This window comes from Microvirga sp. KLBC 81 (assembly GCF_003075415.1).
Classification (GTDB): Bacteria; Pseudomonadota; Alphaproteobacteria; order Rhizobiales; family Beijerinckiaceae; genus Microvirga.
In genome coordinates this window covers 1-15,763 of record NZ_QDAH01000098.1, presented here as the reverse complement: position 1 = coordinate 15,763, position 15,763 = coordinate 1, and the positions used below count along the sequence as shown (strand labels likewise).

The 15,763-nt window shown below is 62.2% G+C and carries 19 protein-coding genes and 4 pseudogenes; 12 read left to right on the top strand and 11 right to left on the bottom strand.

What is annotated here, in order from left to right; translation table 11 throughout:
- Together istA and DC522_RS29100 are read right to left on the bottom strand one after the other, a co-directional pair.
- A partial coding sequence (gene istA, locus DC522_RS29105; protein WP_116532010.1) for an IS21 family transposase occupies window positions 1–703 on the bottom strand: 703 nt, incomplete at its 3' end.
- 132 nt (window positions 704–835) lie between these two features.
- Window positions 836–1,117 (bottom strand): hypothetical protein, encoded by a 282-nt coding sequence (locus DC522_RS29100; RefSeq protein ID WP_116532008.1) that lies wholly within the window; start codon window positions 1,115–1,117, stop codon window positions 836–838.
- A 132-nt stretch (window positions 1,118–1,249) separates the two neighbouring features.
- On the opposite strand from DC522_RS29100, the gene DC522_RS29095 reads away from it, so the two are divergent.
- Together DC522_RS29095 and DC522_RS29090 are read left to right on the top strand one after the other, a co-directional pair.
- Window positions 1,250–1,639, top strand: coding sequence for an IS630 transposase-related protein (locus DC522_RS29095; protein WP_116532007.1), 390 nt, complete (start codon window positions 1,250–1,252; stop codon window positions 1,637–1,639).
- Window positions 1,605–1,835, top strand: coding sequence for a hypothetical protein (locus DC522_RS29090; RefSeq protein WP_116532006.1), 231 nt, complete (start codon window positions 1,605–1,607; stop codon window positions 1,833–1,835). Before DC522_RS29095 ends, DC522_RS29090 begins: the two co-directional genes overlap by 35 nt.
- Here DC522_RS29090 and DC522_RS35125 read toward each other — a convergent pair.
- Complete coding sequence (locus tag DC522_RS35125; protein WP_165820361.1) at window positions 1,830–2,150, bottom strand: hypothetical protein; 321 nt, start codon at window positions 2,148–2,150, stop codon at window positions 1,830–1,832. The two genes, DC522_RS29090 and DC522_RS35125, sit on opposite strands and share 6 nt — an antisense overlap.
- A gap of 69 nt (window positions 2,151–2,219) precedes the next feature.
- Here DC522_RS35125 and istB (DC522_RS29085) point away from each other — a divergent pair, with 69 nt between their 5' ends.
- The gene (gene istB, locus DC522_RS29085) at window positions 2,220–3,020 is read left to right on the top strand and encodes an IS21-like element ISSme2 family helper ATPase IstB (RefSeq protein ID WP_116532005.1); all 801 of its coding nucleotides are present in this window, start codon (window positions 2,220–2,222) and stop codon (window positions 3,018–3,020) included.
- Between the two features lie 6 nt (window positions 3,021–3,026).
- Here the strand turns inward: istB (DC522_RS29085) and DC522_RS29080 are convergent, their stop codons facing one another.
- Both DC522_RS29080 and DC522_RS36470 read right to left on the bottom strand, forming a co-directional pair.
- Window positions 3,027–4,166 (bottom strand): recombinase family protein, encoded by a 1,140-nt coding sequence (locus DC522_RS29080; RefSeq protein ID WP_116532004.1) that lies wholly within the window; start codon window positions 4,164–4,166, stop codon window positions 3,027–3,029.
- The gene (locus DC522_RS36470) at window positions 4,141–4,344 is read right to left on the bottom strand and encodes a hypothetical protein (protein ID WP_133239400.1); all 204 of its coding nucleotides are present in this window, start codon (window positions 4,342–4,344) and stop codon (window positions 4,141–4,143) included. The genes DC522_RS29080 and DC522_RS36470 overlap by 26 nt, the downstream gene beginning before the upstream one ends.
- 312 nt (window positions 4,345–4,656) lie before the next feature.
- Between DC522_RS36470 and DC522_RS29070 the strand changes: the two are divergent.
- The 5 genes and pseudogenes from DC522_RS29070 to DC522_RS29050 all read left to right on the top strand — a co-directional run.
- Window positions 4,657–5,046: pseudogene (locus DC522_RS29070) on the top strand (transposase); the annotation flags it as partial.
- A gap of 109 nt (window positions 5,047–5,155) precedes the next feature.
- Window positions 5,156–6,052, top strand: coding sequence for a hypothetical protein (locus DC522_RS29065; RefSeq protein ID WP_245444661.1), 897 nt, complete (start codon window positions 5,156–5,158; stop codon window positions 6,050–6,052).
- 11 nt (window positions 6,053–6,063) lie between these two features.
- A pseudogene (gene istB / locus DC522_RS29060) lies at window positions 6,064–6,815 on the top strand (IS21-like element helper ATPase IstB).
- Between the two features lie 101 nt (window positions 6,816–6,916).
- Window positions 6,917–7,072, top strand: a pseudogene (locus DC522_RS29055) (ISKra4 family transposase); the annotation flags it as partial.
- A gap of 124 nt (window positions 7,073–7,196) precedes the next feature.
- Window positions 7,197–7,655 (top strand): N-acetyltransferase, encoded by a 459-nt coding sequence (locus DC522_RS29050; RefSeq protein WP_116532009.1) that lies wholly within the window; start codon window positions 7,197–7,199, stop codon window positions 7,653–7,655.
- 167 nt (window positions 7,656–7,822) lie between these two features.
- On the opposite strand, the gene DC522_RS29045 is transcribed toward DC522_RS29050, so the two are convergent.
- The 4 genes from DC522_RS29045 to DC522_RS35115 all read right to left on the bottom strand — a co-directional run bounded on the left by DC522_RS29045 (window position 7,823) and on the right by DC522_RS35115 (window position 10,634).
- Window positions 7,823–8,152: a LysE family transporter gene (locus DC522_RS29045; RefSeq protein WP_165820365.1), complete on the bottom strand. Its 330-nt coding sequence runs from the start codon at window positions 8,150–8,152 to the stop codon at window positions 7,823–7,825.
- 30 nt (window positions 8,153–8,182) lie between these two features.
- The gene (locus DC522_RS29040; protein WP_245444660.1) at window positions 8,183–9,364 is read right to left on the bottom strand and encodes a transposase family protein; all 1,182 of its coding nucleotides are present in this window, start codon (window positions 9,362–9,364) and stop codon (window positions 8,183–8,185) included.
- A complete protein-coding gene (locus DC522_RS36465; RefSeq protein WP_245444659.1) occupies window positions 9,365–9,742 on the bottom strand; it encodes a hypothetical protein in 378 nt (125 codons plus the stop codon).
- A gap of 490 nt (window positions 9,743–10,232) precedes the next feature.
- Complete coding sequence (locus DC522_RS35115; RefSeq protein WP_165820364.1) at window positions 10,233–10,634, bottom strand: hypothetical protein; 402 nt, start codon at window positions 10,632–10,634, stop codon at window positions 10,233–10,235.
- A 27-nt stretch (window positions 10,635–10,661) separates the two neighbouring features.
- Here DC522_RS35115 and DC522_RS35110 point away from each other — a divergent pair, with 27 nt between their 5' ends.
- The 4 genes from DC522_RS35110 (at window position 10,662) to DC522_RS37585 (ending at window position 13,791) form a co-directional block, all read left to right on the top strand.
- Entirely contained in the window at window positions 10,662–11,195 is a 534-nt protein-coding gene (locus tag DC522_RS35110) for a group II intron maturase-specific domain-containing protein (protein WP_165820363.1), read from the top strand.
- The gene (locus DC522_RS37590) at window positions 11,108–11,581 is read left to right on the top strand and encodes an HNH endonuclease (protein ID WP_371680785.1); all 474 of its coding nucleotides are present in this window, start codon (window positions 11,108–11,110) and stop codon (window positions 11,579–11,581) included. Before DC522_RS35110 ends, DC522_RS37590 begins: the two co-directional genes overlap by 88 nt.
- 163 nt (window positions 11,582–11,744) lie before the next feature.
- Window positions 11,745–12,962 (top strand): zinc ribbon domain-containing protein, encoded by a 1,218-nt coding sequence (locus DC522_RS29020; RefSeq protein WP_116531998.1) that lies wholly within the window; start codon window positions 11,745–11,747, stop codon window positions 12,960–12,962.
- 205 nt (window positions 12,963–13,167) lie between these two features.
- Window positions 13,168–13,791: a hypothetical protein gene (locus tag DC522_RS37585; RefSeq protein ID WP_371680782.1), complete on the top strand. Its 624-nt coding sequence runs from the start codon at window positions 13,168–13,170 to the stop codon at window positions 13,789–13,791.
- On the opposite strand, the gene DC522_RS29010 is transcribed toward DC522_RS37585, so the two are convergent.
- On the bottom strand, window positions 13,755–15,041 hold the full coding sequence (locus DC522_RS29010) for an acetyl-CoA carboxylase biotin carboxylase subunit family protein (RefSeq protein WP_116531997.1): 1,287 nt from the start codon (window positions 15,039–15,041) through the stop codon (window positions 13,755–13,757). The two genes, DC522_RS37585 and DC522_RS29010, sit on opposite strands and share 37 nt — an antisense overlap.
- A gap of 458 nt (window positions 15,042–15,499) precedes the next feature.
- Window positions 15,500–15,763: pseudogene (locus tag DC522_RS29005) on the bottom strand (transposase); the annotation flags it as partial.

Below are 15,763 nucleotides of genomic sequence, written 5' to 3'. Positions count from 1 at the left end.
CCTTTCCCTTCGTCTTGGCCCTGTAGGGCGCACAGGCTCTGGGATGGAAGCCGTAGTGGCCGGCGAGTTCGAGCAGGCTGCGGTTGTAGACGATATGGCCGTCGTCCTCGCCGGTGACGGCAGTCTTCATGCGGTCGTAGAGGATCTCGCACGGCACGCCGCCAATGGTGTCGAAGGCGGCGATGTGACAGCGCAGGACGGTCTGGAGATCCTGATGCGTGACGAAGCGGGCGAAGATGTAGCGGGAATGACCGAGCACCATCGAGAACAGCCAGACGATGCGGCACACGCCCGGCTCGTCGTCGAAGACGGCCTTGAAGCGGGCAAAATCGACCTGGGCCTGGTGGCCGGGCGGCGTCTCGAAACGGACCTCGAAGGGTGGCGGCTCGTGCGGCCGGACCTCGCGCAGGAACGTGGTGATGGCCGTGTAGCCGCCGGTGTACCCGAGCTCCTTGATCTCGCGCCACAGGCACGTGCCTGTTAGAGCCGGAAAGGTAGTGATGCGTTCGCGCAGATAGTCGGTGAAGGCGTCGAGGCGCTTGGGCCGCGGCGGGCGCGGTCCATAGGCGGGCGGTTCGAGACCGCGGTCGATGTACTTGCGCACCGTCTTGCGGTCGAGGCCGAGTTGGCGGGCGATGGCTGAGACGGAGAGGCCTTGGCGATGAAGATCGAGGATCATCATTAACTCCCTGAGGTGGATCATGCGGCCGGGATCTCCATCGTGGCGATGGGGCGATCATCGGCGAGAAAGGGCAATCCGGCTTCCCCTGGCGCGCCAGGGGAAGCCGGACGCTACGTCACCTGGGGAAAATTGAATCGGCACCTTTGGGGAGATTCACTCCGGTACTGACAGGAGACCGACGGATTTGTCACGCCGCGCCGCCAGCCATTCGGCAACGAACGCATCTACTCTTCCTTCGGCTTGGGCCACCGAGGTGATATGCCGCGCGTGAGCAAATTCCCCAAACCGCATCAGGATCGGAACGCGCCGCAGAATGCTACGCGCCGAGTAGCCCTGCTCGGTGAGGGCAGTGATGTAAAACTCGATGTGAGGACCCAACCAGGACATCCTGATCCGGTCGACCGTTTCTGGCTTGACAAAATAGCGTTCCAACATGACAATCTCCATTCCCAACGAGGGAAAGGGAGGTTGCTCCCAATAGCGTGCTAGAGCACCGGACTGGAAATCCAACTCCTGGGTTTGGCCTGGTGCAATCTGTGATTCACTGCCTGGAACGGGAGGTGGATCATGGGTCACTGCTATTCTCTCGATCTTCGGGTGCGGGTGGCCGACTTTGTCCAGGCGGGCCATTCCTGCCGGGCGGCCGCCCAGCATTTTGACGTCAGCGAGAGCTTCGCCATCAAGCTGGTGCGGCGAACACGGGACACCGGCTCGCCGGCGCCAGCCCGTCAGGGCCGTCCGCCTGGGCGTGGCAAGCTGGTGCCCTATGAGAGCTTCCTGATCCAGACGGTCGAGGCAAGGCCCGCCATCACCATGCCCGAACTGGCGGCCCGTTTGCTGGACGAGCACGGGATCGTCGCGGCCCCAGCGATGCTCTCGCGCTTCCTGTGCCGGCACGGCTTCACGTATAAAAAAACAGCTGATGGCGGCGGAGTGCGCACGCGCCGATGTGCGTGAGGAGCGCCGCGTCTGGACAGGGCAGCGTCAGGCCCGCATGCGCCAACAGCCGCACCGGTTGGTGTTCCTGGACGAGACCTACGTCAACACCAGGATGACTCGCCTGCGCGGGCGCTCTCGCCGGGGGCAGCGGTTACACGCAAGCGCTCCTTTGGGTCACTGGAAGACCCATACCTTCATGAAGGTGTTTTCATGATGCCTCCTTCTTTGGTCGTCTGGTGCGTTGCAGCCGAGCCCGCAGGTCACGGATCTGATCGTCTGTCAGGTCAATCTGCCAGGGCTGTCCTTTGCGTAACTGGCGGCCGGTCAGCAGCCCGTCGGCCAGATACGTGAGGGCCGTTTGCGTCGTCACGTCCAAGGCCGCGGCCGCACCCTGAACCGAGAAGCTCCCATCCGACCAGCGCGGCGGGTTGGCCGCAATGCCATTGATCTTGGCTGAGGCAATTCCCCACCGAACCCGCAACAGCCAGACACTCTCACCCTGGAAGCGACAGCCGCGCGCCGCCCTCATTGAGATTGATCCTCCTGCCTTGTTGCGGCCGCTTGCCGAATACGAGGCCGTCGTCGGAGGAGGCTGGTGATGACGAACGTGGATCACGACATGCTCGTCGCAACGCTCGATCGGCTGAAGCTGACGGCAATCCGCGATCAACTCGACACGCTGCTGGACGAGGCAGCCCGCTCGAAGATGACCTTGCGTGAGTCTCTGGCTTTCTTGGTGTCGCGCGAGATCGCCCGGCGCGATGAGCGGCGCATCTCCATGTCGAGCAAGCTGGCGCAGTTCCCCTTCGTGCGCGAACTCGACGGCTTCGACTTCGAGGCGCAGCCGTCGCTGGATCAAGGGCAGATCAGGGAACTGGCGACCTGCCGCTGGATCGCCCACGGCGACACAGTGCTGTTCCTCGGCCCTCCGGGCACGGGCAAAACGCATCTTGCTGTAAGCCTTGGCCGCGAGGCGATCCGCCAGAACTACAACGTTCAGTTCGTCACGGCCGCCACGCTGGTGGCGATGCTGGCCAAGGCCCATAGCGACGGCTCGCTCGACAAGCAGTTGACGAGCCTATCACGGCCGAAATTGCTGATCATCGACGAACTCGGCTATCTGCCATTCGAGGCCAATGCGGCCCACCTGTTCTTCCAGCTGGTGTCCCGGCGCTACGAGAAGGGATCGATCCTGATCACCTCCAATCGCTCCGTGGGAGAGTGGGGGAGCGTCTTTGGCGATCCCGTCGTGGCGACCGCGATCCTTGATCGTCTGCTTCACCATTCCACGGTGATCACCATTCGCGGCGACAGCTATCGGCTGCGCGAAAAACGCCGGTCCGGTCTTCTGCAGAAGACCGGACCGGCACTCGAAACCAACAAAACCGCAAACCAGTGAAGGGGCTCAATTCCTCAGTTCGGCAAAGGGGTCAATTCCTGGATTCGCTTGACAATCCCGGTCGGTCCGGCAGACATAACCCGGATAATCGCCTTTCGGACCGGTGTAGTGCACGCTCATGCGGCGACCGCACCGGCCGCACACCGCGATCCCCTGCAGAAGTGCCAAGCCCTTGCGGGGCGCACCCGGATGACCCGCCGCGGGATGATTGGTGTTGTCGGCTAGATGACGCTGGTTGGCCATAAACTCCTCCCAGCTGATGTAGCCTGCATGAGCCGCCTGACGGCACACCGCCCACTCGGCGATGGGAACCACCGTCCGGCCGGGCCGACGGGATCCTGCTCGCGTCTGGCTGGGGGCTTGATGCCGGCGCCCATAAACATACGCGCCGGCATAGGCGGGATTGTGAAGGATGCTGAGCACCTGGGCACTGGTGGCCTCGCGCCAGATCACGTCCTGCGGGGCGGGCCCGCGGGAGGACCGCACCGGCACCGGAAGCCCGTTGGCCCGAAGATGGCGCATTACCGCATGGGCACTGTGCCACTCGCGGAACTTAGTGAACACCAGCGCCAAGCGGGCTTGCACCTCCTCGTCCGGGTTGAGGGTGACGGCCCCGGCGGGGTCATAGGCCAATCCGGCCGGAACCGGCAGGCTGAGCTCACCGCGAGCCGCCTTCTGTCGCTGACCCTGGTGCAGGCGAAGCCTAATCTGATGCAGTTCCGCTTCGCTCATGATGCCGGACAGGCCGAGCAGTAGACGGTCGTGATAGGCACACGGGTCAAACAGCCGCTCACCATCGGCGATCAGCACGCCGAACAGCGAGCACAATTCCAGCAACTGATGCCAGTCGCGATTGTTACGCGCCAAGCGCGAGGCGTCGAGGCTGATCTCGGTGATCAGCTTCTGGAAGCCCAAACGCTCGGCCGTGCCGGCACCGGACTTGCCCAGATCCTCGTCGATGACCTGGATCCGCTCGCGCGGCCAGCCCCATGCCTCAGCCCGCTCAACCAGACGGTACTGCAGCTCAGTACTCTCCTGATGCTGCTTGACTTGGGTCAACGAGGACTGGCGCACGTAGATATAGGCCAGCTTGGCCCGACGAGCTGCCGTGAGGTGGTCGTCAGACAGGTTCGGGGTGGTCACCATCTGCGCTCTCCCTGATCGGGTGCATCCGCCGCAGAAGTTCGGCTAGAAGCTGCGCCATCTGTGTCTGGGTCTCGGTCGGGAGGCTCGGCCACGGTCGAGGCGGGATGTTCCTGGAGCGGTTCAGGTGCAGCGCTGCCGGAGGAGCCGCCTCCCGGCGCGAAAGGACGCGTTTGGCCATGGCCGATCCCCTCCTGTGCGGACGCGGTGATTATGGCGGCCAAATGCTGCGCCAGTGGGAGCAGGGTCCGGACGCTGACCCGCAGAGCCGCGTCTGACCTGTTGGTGCTGGTGGCCCCAGCCAAATCGGTGATGGACCGGCGAACGGAGCGCCGGCGGCCATCAGGCAGCGCGATCACGACAAAGGATGGCCCACGTGCGGAGTGCACGGACACGAGTTCGAACTGCTGTCCGCTCAGGGCGTGATGGGGATCGATGATCGTCACATGAGATACGGGCCGATCAACAATAGAGGTCTTCTGCCATGCCCGTGATGGCTGGGCTGCGCTGTCATAAACTAAGCGCGCCGTGGATCATCGATGGCCCGATCACCCGCCTGGCGTTCGAGGCTTACATCGAGACGCAGCTCGCGCCGACGCTGCGCAAAGGCGATGTAGTGATCCTCGACAACCTGGCTGTTCACAAGAGTGAAAGGGCCGCCCAGTGTCTGAAGCAACGCGGAGCCTGGTTCCTGTTCCTGCCGGCTTATTCGCCCGATCTTAATCCAATTGAGCAAGCCTTCGCCAGGATCAAAGCGCACCTGCGCAAGGCCGAGGCCCGAACGTTCGACGCGCTTTGGCACGCCCTCGGCGGCATCTGCAATCTCTTCGAGCCACAGGAGTGTTGGAACTATCTCAGGGCCGCCGGATATGCGTCCATTTAACTGTCCGATGCTTTAGCGCGATGTGGCGCCGATGAATCCAAAAGGCCGTAAAATCCATGAGATCTAAAATCCATGAGATCCCGGCCGGCGGCCACATAACCTGGTCAACGTGAAGAGCGGCGTCAACCGGGCCTCGTTCTACGATCCGGAGATCAACCGCAGCTACGGCATGATGGCCGCGCATTACGGCGTCGGCGTTCTGCCGGCGCGGCCACGAAAGCCCAAGGACAAAGCCAAAGTGGAGAATGGCGTGCGCTTTGCCCAGGCCTGCATTCTCGGACGGCTGCGGCACCAGACCTTCTTCTCGCTGGCCGAGGCCAATGCGGCGATTGCCGGCGCGTGCGAGCGCATCAACGATCATGTCGTGCGCCGCCTCGGCGTCAGCCGCCGGCATCTCTTCGAGACGATGGAGCGCCAGGCGCTGGCACCGCTGCCGGGCGACGACTACGAGTTTGCTGAATGGCGCTTCGCCCGGGTCGGCACAGACTATCACGTCGAGTACGAGAGCTTCTTCTATTCGGTCCCGCACGGCCTGATCCGCGAGCAGGTCGACCTGCGCGCCACCAGCCGCACGATCGAGATCTTCCACCGCGGCCAGCGCGTGGCAGCCCATCAGCGCCGCTACGGTGGCCGCCGGCACGGCACCGATCCGGACCACATGCCGAGCTCGCATCGGCGCTATGCCGACTGGACCCCGGAGCGCTTCCGCCGTTGGGCGGCGTCGATCGGCCCGCAGACCGAAGGCCTGATCACGGCCATTCTGGCGCACCGCCCGCATCCCGAGCAGGGCTTTCGGACCTGTCTCGGGGTTTTGCGCCTGTTGCGCGATCTCGACCCCTCTCGCGCGGAAGCGGTCTCGGCACGCGCCCTCCAGATCGGGGCGCTCACCTACAAGAGCAGCGCCTCCATCCTGGCCAACCGCCTGGCCGCCCAACCCGCCCGCGACCCCGAACCCACCGCCATTCTGGAGCACGCCAACCTGCGTGGCCCGGGCTACTTCCACTAAGGAGACCCTGCATGTTGACTCATCCCACTCTCGCCCTGCTGACCGACCTCGGTCTTCATGGCATGGCCAGTGCCTTCAAGGATCTGCAATCCCAGCCCGAGGCCCGCGCCCTGGAGCATGGTGACTGGCTTGCACTCCTGCTCGAGCGGGAGGCGACGCTGCGCTGTCAGAAGCGGTTTGAGAGCCGGGCCCGGGCGGCTCGTCTGCGCCACGACGTTCATGTCGAGGATGTCGACTTCAGGGCGGCGCGCGGTCTTGATCGCGGGCTCTTCCTCAAGCTGTCCGGCTGCGACTGGATCCGTGAGCGCCGCGGGCTCTTGCTGACCGGGCCAGCCGGGGTCGGAAAAAGCTGGCTCGCGTGCGCGCTGGGCCAGAAGGCGTGCCGGGAGGACTTCTCAGTGGTGTATCACCGTGCCCCAGGCTGTTTGCGGCGCTCGCTCTGGCGCGGGGAGACGGCCGCTACGCGCGGATGCTCAAGGCGCTGGCCCGCGTGGACCTGCTGATTCTTGATGATTGGGGCCCCGAGAAGCTCAATGACGATCAGCGGCGGGATCTGCTGGAGATTGTCGAGGATCGGTACGAGCGGCGCTCCACCATCGTCGCGAGCCAGATCCCGGTCGATCGCTGGTATGGGATCATCAGCAATCCGACCATTGCCGATGCGATCTTGGATCGTCTCGTCCACAATGCCTACCGGATTGAACTCTCCGGCGTGAGCCTGCGCAAGCAGCTTTCCTCGGCCGCCGCATCATCGTCCAATTGACGACCGGACAATCTCAATCCACCATCTCCCATGACCCAGGGTCAGACCAGAAATGTGTCCGGCTTCACCGGAGCCCGCACCATGATTAGTTAATGCTTTGCAAAAAGCAACAGATGCAGTGGAGCCGACGCGGAGCTCATCTGCTCCTGCAGACACGGACCGAGACCTTGAAAGGCTCCCTGCGTGCCACATTCGAGCGCGGGTATCCTGGCATGATGAACGACGATGTTAGATGCGATGGCCGGGTGTCAGCCTAACTGCCACACAACTCCTCATGCTCCCTTTTATGAAATGGGATGGATGGTGCTCGGTTGTGCAAACCAGTCTCAGCAGATAAAGCCTCGCTTCATCAATCACGGAGCGTACAGAGAGCGTATGAGCATGAGCCTTCCCGAGATTATTGTGAGCGAAGCACCCAGTCCTGCTGATTATGATGCGATCCTACACCCTCTCATCTCCTACAATGACAGTAAGGGCCCGCCCTCCCGCTTCCAGCCGCTTGCGATCTTGCTGCGTGATCCCAACACTGGCGAGACGCTCGGAGGCTTGTGGGGCAAATCCTCTTACGACTGGGTATTCATCGAGCTCCTCGTGGTGCCCGAGCAGTGGCGGGGACAGAATGTCGGCACGTTGCTCCTACAGAAGGCTGAGGAAGTCGGGCGGGTACGGAATTGCGTTGGTGTCTGGCTCAAGACCTTCGGATTTCAGGCTCGTGGCTTCTACGAGAAGAATGGATTTGAGCTCTTTGGCTCCCTTGATGACTATCCCCGCGGCTCAAACTGCTACTTCATGAGAAAGCTGCTGGAGCCGAAGGAGCGAGCCTCCTCCATGAGCCTCTAATTTCGCAGAATGCCCTTGATGGAGCGGGGCCTCCCAAATGCCCTTGCCGCCTACCGCGCTGCGATAGCTGCCACTGCAAGCGCCATAGCACCGCCGCTGATCTGATTGATGCGTCGGATGGCGCGGCTGTTCCGAAGGAACTGTCTCGCTTTGACTGCCAAGAAGACTCAAGACAGATCGACGGCGACCAGCATGATGAGAGGCGTTGCGACGAGCTGGAGCCAGCCCATTGCAGCCACTACCTGCATGTCGATGAGCGACGGCATCAGAGTGAGACAGAGCAGCATGTTCTTCAGGTTCCCGATCGAGATTGAAAGCCCGGAGAGGACGACCGTGATGCCTCTGCCCTCCATGGGAAGATTGGTCTCGCTAACCTTCAGTTTGCTCGTGAACAGGGCCCAAGCAAGGTAGAACAGGTAGGCGGCACCCGCCCGCTTGATGATCTCGAAGAGCAGATTGAATGAGGCCGCCAGTGCAGCAAGCCCGGCAATTGTCAAGCGAATCCAGGAATTGACCCCTCCTGTGCCTCACCGGAGAATGTTACCAGGCGTTGTGATGGAGCGGACGATCTCTCCTTCCGCGGCTGAAGGGTAGGCATGCGCCCGCTTGATCCAGTCCCCGTCGAGTATGATCCGCCCCATCACGTCAGCCCGCCAAGCCTTTACGACCCTTTGCACCATCCTCAGGCTCCTCGTCCGGAAGCGCGACGGATCGGCACCCATGAGACGCTGGAGCACCGTTGCCGCCGGGATCGCGGGCTCGGCCTCAAGCCATGCCTTGATCTGGGCCTCATACGGCTCAAACATGCTCGGCCGCTTTGGATACGGCTTTACTCGCCGATAAGGCCGTCGATGCGTCGGTCGTGTCTCGCCGGCCTGCCAGGCCGTCTTCAAGCCTGCCGCGAAGCGCTGAAGATCAATGGCGACTGGTTCCTCAGGCTTGCTGTTCAGGCCACGACGATCAACCCGTTTCCCAAGCTCTTCCTGGGCCACGCGGATACCAGTAAATAGCGTGACAGGATCTGATGCTTCTAACAGGTCCCGTAGCCGCTCTTTGTCTGCCTCGCTCACGCCGGGATGAGCCAACACGCGGGCAGCAGGCGGAACTGGCGCATGATAGCGCTTGATCACACGAGCTCCGATCCGGGTCTTCTCCCGCAGCTTGAACGACGGCTGGAACAGATTGCCGTGCAGACGCGCCACAGCGTAGAGGCGAGCAAGCGAGGCCGTCGCTTCTGACCCGACAAACCTGCCATAGCCCACCAGCCTGCGCACGATGGCGCCGTTCTTCTGCTCCACCCAGGCCTGGTCGTTCTTGCGGTAGGCATGCGACCGCGTCACCTCCAGCCCCTGGCCTCGACACCAGCAGACCACCAATTCGTTCATGAAGGCGCTGTCATTGTCGAAGTCCACGCCCAGCAGAGGAAAGGGAAACAGCGACCGGGCCTGCTGGATCGCCGCAATCACCAGACCGCTGTCCCGCGTGCGCACCGGCACGCACTTGGTCCAGCCCGTAGCGATATCGGTTAGAACTATCGTCTGCACGAAGCTGCCGGAGGACGATGTGCCGGAATGGGCCACGAAGTCGACCTCGATGTAACCGGGCACAGGATCGTCCCAGTCTCCGAAGGTGCGCACTGGCACCGAGCGGCGCACCGCCGAACTCATGCCAGCGCGACGGCGCTGACCGCCACGGGCGACAACGCGCACTTACGACAGCAGCCGGTCCATCGTGGCCGCGCTGACCGTCAGCAACTTGCCCTGCAACTCGTCATCCACATCAAGCCGGCCATACCGCGCAAGGGCCGGCAACAAAATGGGGATCATCGGCTTCAGGCGCTTTGAGCAGAGGCGGTCGGACGCCTCCCACAACACAACCAAGGCCTCGCGAACCCTGGCATCATACCGGGTGGCGTGTTGCCTGGCAGCGGACGGCTTGCTCTCACGTCGACAGAGGACCCGGATGGCATGCTTGCGGTGATAGCCGGTGACCGCAACGAACTCATCCAGGATGCGCTGCTTGTCCGCCCGGCGGCTTGATCGGTAGCGCTCGATGATTGCTTCAATCAGTTCCGAGCGTGTTGCCATGCTGAGACGCCTTGCCATCCACCATCCCCGCAACAGGATGACAAAAGATGACGCATCCCGTCCGGGACAGTGAGCCTACCGGTAACATTCAACGTGAGGCAATGCGGGGGCAGTTTTACATGTCGCCCGACACGGCAATGGCTACACTGAGCCGGAGGGCCTCGCCGAGCTATGCCGCGATGAGGAAGAGCAAAACAGTCTGCACGCCCTGCGACAGGACCCGCGCGACAAGCGAGGCCACGGTCGGTCCGGACTAACGGAATCAGCGATCAAGGCGCCCGCGAAGATGAGCAAGGCCATCAATGTCATCGTCATAACCTGTGGTCAAAGAGCAGACTGCTACGAGTGCCCGCGCAAAATTTGGCTCGGCCCTCATTAATTGATTTCCTGGCTGCGCCAAGCCATAGCCAAGCCATATTAGCTGTAGTAGTCAGCATTTGGTCGGACAGTCGGCGTCAGAGAGTGATCGGGTTGAGCCTGTCCGACAGGATCAGGCCGCAATTATTTTCTCCTTGGCCAGCGGCACCGCATCGAGGAAGGTCTGCAATCGAGCCGTCTGTCTCTGCGGGAGCTGATGCGGCGAATCCGGCATGATGAAATCAGTGATCAGGTCGCGGACATAAACCGCGTCCTGCGCGGCCACTATGCCTATTATGGCGTCGCGGGAAATCTCCAGTCGCTGATCAAGGTGTACCAGGGCGTGGAGCGTTACTGGCGCAGAATGCTGGGCAGCCGCAGCCGTGATAGCGGACGCCTCAGTTGGAGCACTTTCAACCAGATCAAAGAACGGAACCCGCTCCTGCGACCCAAGCTGCGGCTCCCCACCGCGAACTGCAGGCACTCGCGGTGCTGTGAACCAACTGCCGAAGAGCGTGGTGCGGTAGCTCCACACGCCACGTTTTGTGGGAACCGGGGGCGGGTGACCGCCTCCGGTGACCCGGTGCGGTTGGAAAAGTGCCAGCAACGGCAACTCGCTAGCCGCCTACTCTACTTCCTCGTAACAGCCCGGTCGAAGGAGATCCTGGAGCAGTATGTGCAGCCCACAATCGAGGCGTTCCTTGCAACGAGAGGGCTCGCGCTGAATCAGGAGAAGACCCGCGTCGTCTCGATTGACGAGGGCTTCAACTTCCTTGGGTTCACAATCCGGAAGGTCCGCAATGGGAAGCTGCTGATCACGCCCGAGAAGGCCAAGGTCCGCGCACATCTGCGCGCGATCGAAGCCTATCTCGACGCCCATCGGCAGGTTCCCGCCGGCGCGGTGGTGCGGGTTCTGACTCCGATGATCCAGGGTTGGACCCTGTACTACCGCCACGCCTGTTCCGCCACCACCTTTGCCTATCTCAATCATCGGGTCTGGCAGATGCTGTGGGCGTGGGCCAGACGGCGCCACCCGCAGAAGAGCAAGCGCTGGGCCAAGGCTCGCTATTTCAGGCCGACCCAGACGCGGGTGTGAAACTTCGCCGACGCGGTGGTACTAGGGGCGGCGATGCTGCCCTGCTACAGCGACAGCAGGATCGTCCGCCACATCAAGGTCAAGGGACGCAGCAGCCCCCTCGATTCCGGACGCCCATCCCTATTGGGAAGAACGGCGGCGGATATGACTGGCGGCGTGCTGCCTCTCCAGCCGGAGACAGGCACCTCCTGCGCACTCAGGACTATGCTTGTGCCGCATGTGGTGTCCCGTTCGATCCAGACGCGGACATCAACATGATGAACGTGCACCATGTCCAGTCCCGCCACACAGGCGGCGGGGACGAGATGAGGAACCTGCGCCTCCTGCATCGATGGTGCCACCATCGACACCATCAGCAGGTCGGGTATCGAACGGCTGAGGCTTGAGCCGGATGACGAGCAATCGTCATGTCCGATTCTGAGGGGGCTAGGCTTCGGTAACGGAGCATGGCTACCCGACTTCGTCTACGGACGCACCCGCTCGGTCCGCACTGCGCCCTCGGCCAGGGCACCTCAGAAGAAGCTCCCGCGCGAGCAGTGGAGAATCGTCGTGAAGGACCAGTACCCCGCCTATATCAGCTGGACGACGTTCGAGAAGATCGACGCCATGCTGCGCGACAATTACGCCGAGTACGACCGGAACAAGACGCGCGGCGTGCCGCAGACGGGCGCCGCGCTGCTGCACGGGATCGTGTACTGTGGCGCGTGCGGCCACAAGATGGTGGTCCAGTACAAGGGCGGGGTCCGGTACATGTGCAACTATCTGCGCCAGCAGCACGGCGTTCCGGTGTGTCAGGTCATCCCGGCCGCTCCCGTCGATGCCGAGGCCGTGGCGGCTTTCTTCAAGGCCCTCGCTCCGGCCGAGCTGGACGCCTACGCACGGGCCGTGGCGCTCCGGCGCGAGGCGGATGCTGCGGCGCTGAAGGCTCAGGCGCAGCAGGTGGAGCGGCTGCGCTACCGGGCGGCGCTGACCGAGCGGCAGTTCGATCCGGTCGATCCGGACAACCGTCTCGTCGCCGCCGAGCTCGAGCGGCGCTGGGAGGAGACGTTGCGCGATCTACGCCAGGCCGAAGCCGCGCTCGCCGACGCGGCCCAGGAAGCGGGCCGCGTCGTCCCATTCGGCATCAGCCCCGATCTCCACGCTGCCTTCGCCGAGGTCGGCCAGCGCCTGCCGGACCTGTGGCACCAGCCGGCCCTTACCACGGCGGGCAAGAAGGCGCTCCTGCGCTGCCTCATCGATAAGGTGGTGATTCACCGCGCCGTCCGGGACACGATCGCCCTGCGCCTCGTCTGGCGCGGCGGAGCGACGAGCGAGATCGCGCTGCCGATCACAGTTGGCTCGCTTGCCGAGCTGTCGCGCAGCGGCGAGATGGAAGCCGCCATCGTCGAGCGCGCCCGCGCGGGTGAGAGTGATGCAGCAATTGCCGCTGCGCTCAGTGCCGCCGGGCACCGTTCACCCCTGCGCCAGGCGGTGTTGCCGAGCACGGTCCAGGCCATCCGGTTGCGACATGGCATCCTGCGCGAGCGCCACCAGTCGCATCCGCGCCGCATCCCCGGCTACCTCACCGTGTCGCAACTCGCGGCCCAGCTCGGCGTCACCCCGTACTGGATCTATGACCGCATTTACAGCGGCACAATTGCCATTGAACTGGATGCCCAGACTGGGCTCTATCTGTTCCCGGACCGCCCCGAAACCTTAAGCGTTTTCCAGAAGCTCAAAGCCGGCAAGTTGGACCGCCTCTCCCTCGTCCCTCGGCTGGCTTATTGAGTAGGGCAGCAAGATGTGTGATCGAACAAGCTCACGGACCAGCCTTGGACCATCATGTCGATCGGCCTGCGCGATTGGGCCAATGCATGACGATCCTCCAGTGCAAGAAGGAACCAGGGGTCGTGGAGAAGGACGATCAACCCCGTCCCAAAACCACGATGAAAGCGTTCTCGCGCCTGCCCGCCCCATTGCACGGGGTGACACAGTGACGGCGGGCAATGCGTCGGCTCTCAGTGACGGAGCCGCGGCGCTGATCGTCACCTCAGAGGAGGCCGTCGAGCGCTACGGGTTCAAACCCATCGCCCGCATCCTCGGCGCGGCGTCCACGGGCGCCGCGCATCGTGGGCTTTGCCCAGCACCCGCGACGAAGAAGCTCTGCACGCGACTCGGCCTGAAGAGGGGCGATTTTGACGTCATCGAACTCAATGACGCCCTGCCGGCCAGGAGATCGCAATCCTGCGTGACCTCGGCCTTCCCTACGATGCCGAGCACGTCAATCCGAACCGCGGAGCCAACGCGCTTGGCCGCCCGCTTGGCATGTCGGAAGCGCGCATCGCCGGCACGGCCGAGAGCAACTCGCTATGTAGCCAGGATGCAGTCGGACCAGCTTCGAGGCCGAGCCGAGAGATTGGCTGGCTTCGAGGCCGAGCCGAGAGATTGGCTGGCCGAACTCCCTCAAGGGTTCGATTATCGCATTCTGTTCTGCTTCGACTTCACGCTTACGCGGCGTCGAGCGTGCGGCGCACCATGCCGCGTGCCTAAGTCCGCTGATCCGGTTCGTGTCGGCGATGATCACCTCTTATCCGCCGCCACCTCCGCCGGTGCGTAGAGGTTTGGGGTCGCTGATTGTTCCTGTTCGCCAAGGGTCGGAAATGGTGTGATTGACCAACTAATTAAATCGACGGCACATTGAAGTATTGCCTCGGTTCGAGTTGAGCTGGGTGAAGAGGCGATGACATATCCGATACAGTCTCCGTCATCACCTTTCCTGATGATCGGCGTCTGGGGCTTAACATACAATCTGACCTCAGCGACACCTGATACAGCAGCCGCCCGACTGTGGCCGTCTATCCAATCGAGGGTGCCATCGCGATCAGGAACGAGGAACCGCGCAGCCGCAGTGTACGAATGCCTTCTGCGCAAACCCCATTCCTCGCCGATAACAAGCTTGATGTGCTCGGTAACGAGATCGATGCCGCAAGCCAGCTGAACCAGTTTAGGAGTGGGCGCGGCAGGAATTCGCGGATTGACCTCAATGACGACTGGGCCACGCTTCGTCCACCGGAATTCAATGTTCGCTGGCCCCCAGCCAAGACCGAGGGCTTGCAAACAGCTCAGCGAAAGACCGGCGATACGCTTATGCTCGTCATTAGTCAGCGGGGCCGGAAAGGTGAATTCCCGAAAAACGAAATGCGGCATGCGGTCGAAGTCAGCGGCACCAATCGCAATGACTTCATTTCCCATTGTGTCAGCGCTATAGTACGGGCCCTGTGCGAATTCTTCGACCAGTATCCGCGGCGCAGACCGCCATATGTGCGTCCCGCCCAACAGATATGTCGTATGTTCGGCTAATTCTTCGACAGTGCGGCACAATCGGACACCGCTGCTGCCGATACCCACGACTGGCTTAAGGATTACCGGCAGGCCGATCTCCGCGGCGGAATTTTTTACGTCTGTCACATTCGCTGCCACGCGAAAAGCAGGTATTGGAACGCCGGCCTCCGAGAGGAGTTGACGTTGAGTGAACTTGTTGCAGCATCGTTCAATCGATGCGGGGTTTGGTCCCGGTAGGTCGAAATACCGGCAGAGCTTGCCAGCGGTCGCATAGACTGACTCCCTGGCAGACGTAATGCCAGCAATGTCATAGGTCTCACGTAGCCGGGAACATTCGTGGATCAGCGCATCGAGATTATCTGTATCGACACGGATTGCCTCAATGTTTTCTGCCGCAAGATAGTCGTACTGAGCTGGATCAGCTGACAGGGTAATTGGATGAAGGCCAAGACGCTGGGCCGCTTGGATGTATGGCAGACCATTACTCCTTGTGCCTTCAACCATGATGAGCGCTCTTCTTTCCATCGGCGTCGACCCTCCATGCGTGCTGCGCGGCGGTCCGAGCGTAAATCAGCATCAGCTTTTTCAGCCGTGCTTAACTTCAGACCTTGTTGTGAACGTACCATGGTCAGCGATATGCGTTTGCAAAGATTCTGTAAATTTACTTGAAGGATCCGTTGCAACATTTTGGTTGCCGGCGGTGTGGCACGGAGCGTCTCGACGAAATTCGCAGGGTTACGACGTCAAGGGATGCCGGTTTAACCAGTCAGTCGTTCTGCTTTGCGTGCTTGGTACCGGACCCGATATTATGCCACCAGACCAATTGCACCGACGACCGAGGTGCAGCGCAAGACCAATAGCGTGAATGGATTTGCGCTGGCCTCATAGGCGATTTTCCCCATAGGCGTATCGATCGTATCGCCCACTCGAGACCAATGCGAACCGATTTAAACGGTCGGGGGTAAGGCAGGTCAGCATGCTCGTGTCGTTGGCGACAGCGAGCCTTTGGTGCGCACCGTGCGATGCCGGACCGTGGCGAATACACTCTCGATCGGGTTCGTGGTTCTCAACGCCAGCAGTGCCCGCTGGTCCTTGCGCAGGCACTCGACGGCTTTCGGATAGCGCGCGCCATAGGCTTGCTCGAACAGATCGACAGCGACCTCGGCCTGAGCTCGTGTCGGGGCGAGATAGATCTCCCGCAGGGCCGCCTTCATGCCCGGCTGCACGGACTTGGGCACCTTATTGAG

What these genes read in the sequence shown, in the direction of transcription:
- DC522_RS36470 (WP_133239400.1), bottom strand. Translation starts at nt 4,344, where the DNA reads ATGGCCAAACGCGTCCTTTCGCGCCGGGAGGCGGCTCCTCCGGCAGCG.
- DC522_RS29100 (WP_116532008.1), bottom strand. Translation starts at nt 1,117, where the DNA reads ATGTTGGAACGCTATTTTGTCAAGCCAGAAACGGTCGACCGGATCAGG.
- DC522_RS36465 (WP_245444659.1), bottom strand. Translation starts at nt 9,742, where the DNA reads ATGGCAACACGCTCGGAACTGATTGAAGCAATCATCGAGCGCTACCGA.
- DC522_RS29050 (WP_116532009.1), top strand. Translation starts at nt 7,197, where the DNA reads ATGAGCCTTCCCGAGATTATTGTGAGCGAAGCACCCAGTCCTGCTGAT.
- DC522_RS29090 (WP_116532006.1), top strand. Translation starts at nt 1,605, where the DNA reads ATGGCGGCGGAGTGCGCACGCGCCGATGTGCGTGAGGAGCGCCGCGTC.
- DC522_RS29095 (WP_116532007.1), top strand. Translation starts at nt 1,250, where the DNA reads ATGGGTCACTGCTATTCTCTCGATCTTCGGGTGCGGGTGGCCGACTTT.
- DC522_RS29010 (WP_116531997.1), bottom strand. Translation starts at nt 15,041, where the DNA reads ATGGAAAGAAGAGCGCTCATCATGGTTGAAGGCACAAGGAGTAATGGT.
- DC522_RS35125 (WP_165820361.1), bottom strand. Translation starts at nt 2,150, where the DNA reads ATGAGGGCGGCGCGCGGCTGTCGCTTCCAGGGTGAGAGTGTCTGGCTG.
- istB (WP_116532005.1), top strand. Translation starts at nt 2,220, where the DNA reads ATGACGAACGTGGATCACGACATGCTCGTCGCAACGCTCGATCGGCTG.
- DC522_RS29080 (WP_116532004.1), bottom strand. Translation starts at nt 4,166, where the DNA reads ATGGTGACCACCCCGAACCTGTCTGACGACCACCTCACGGCAGCTCGT.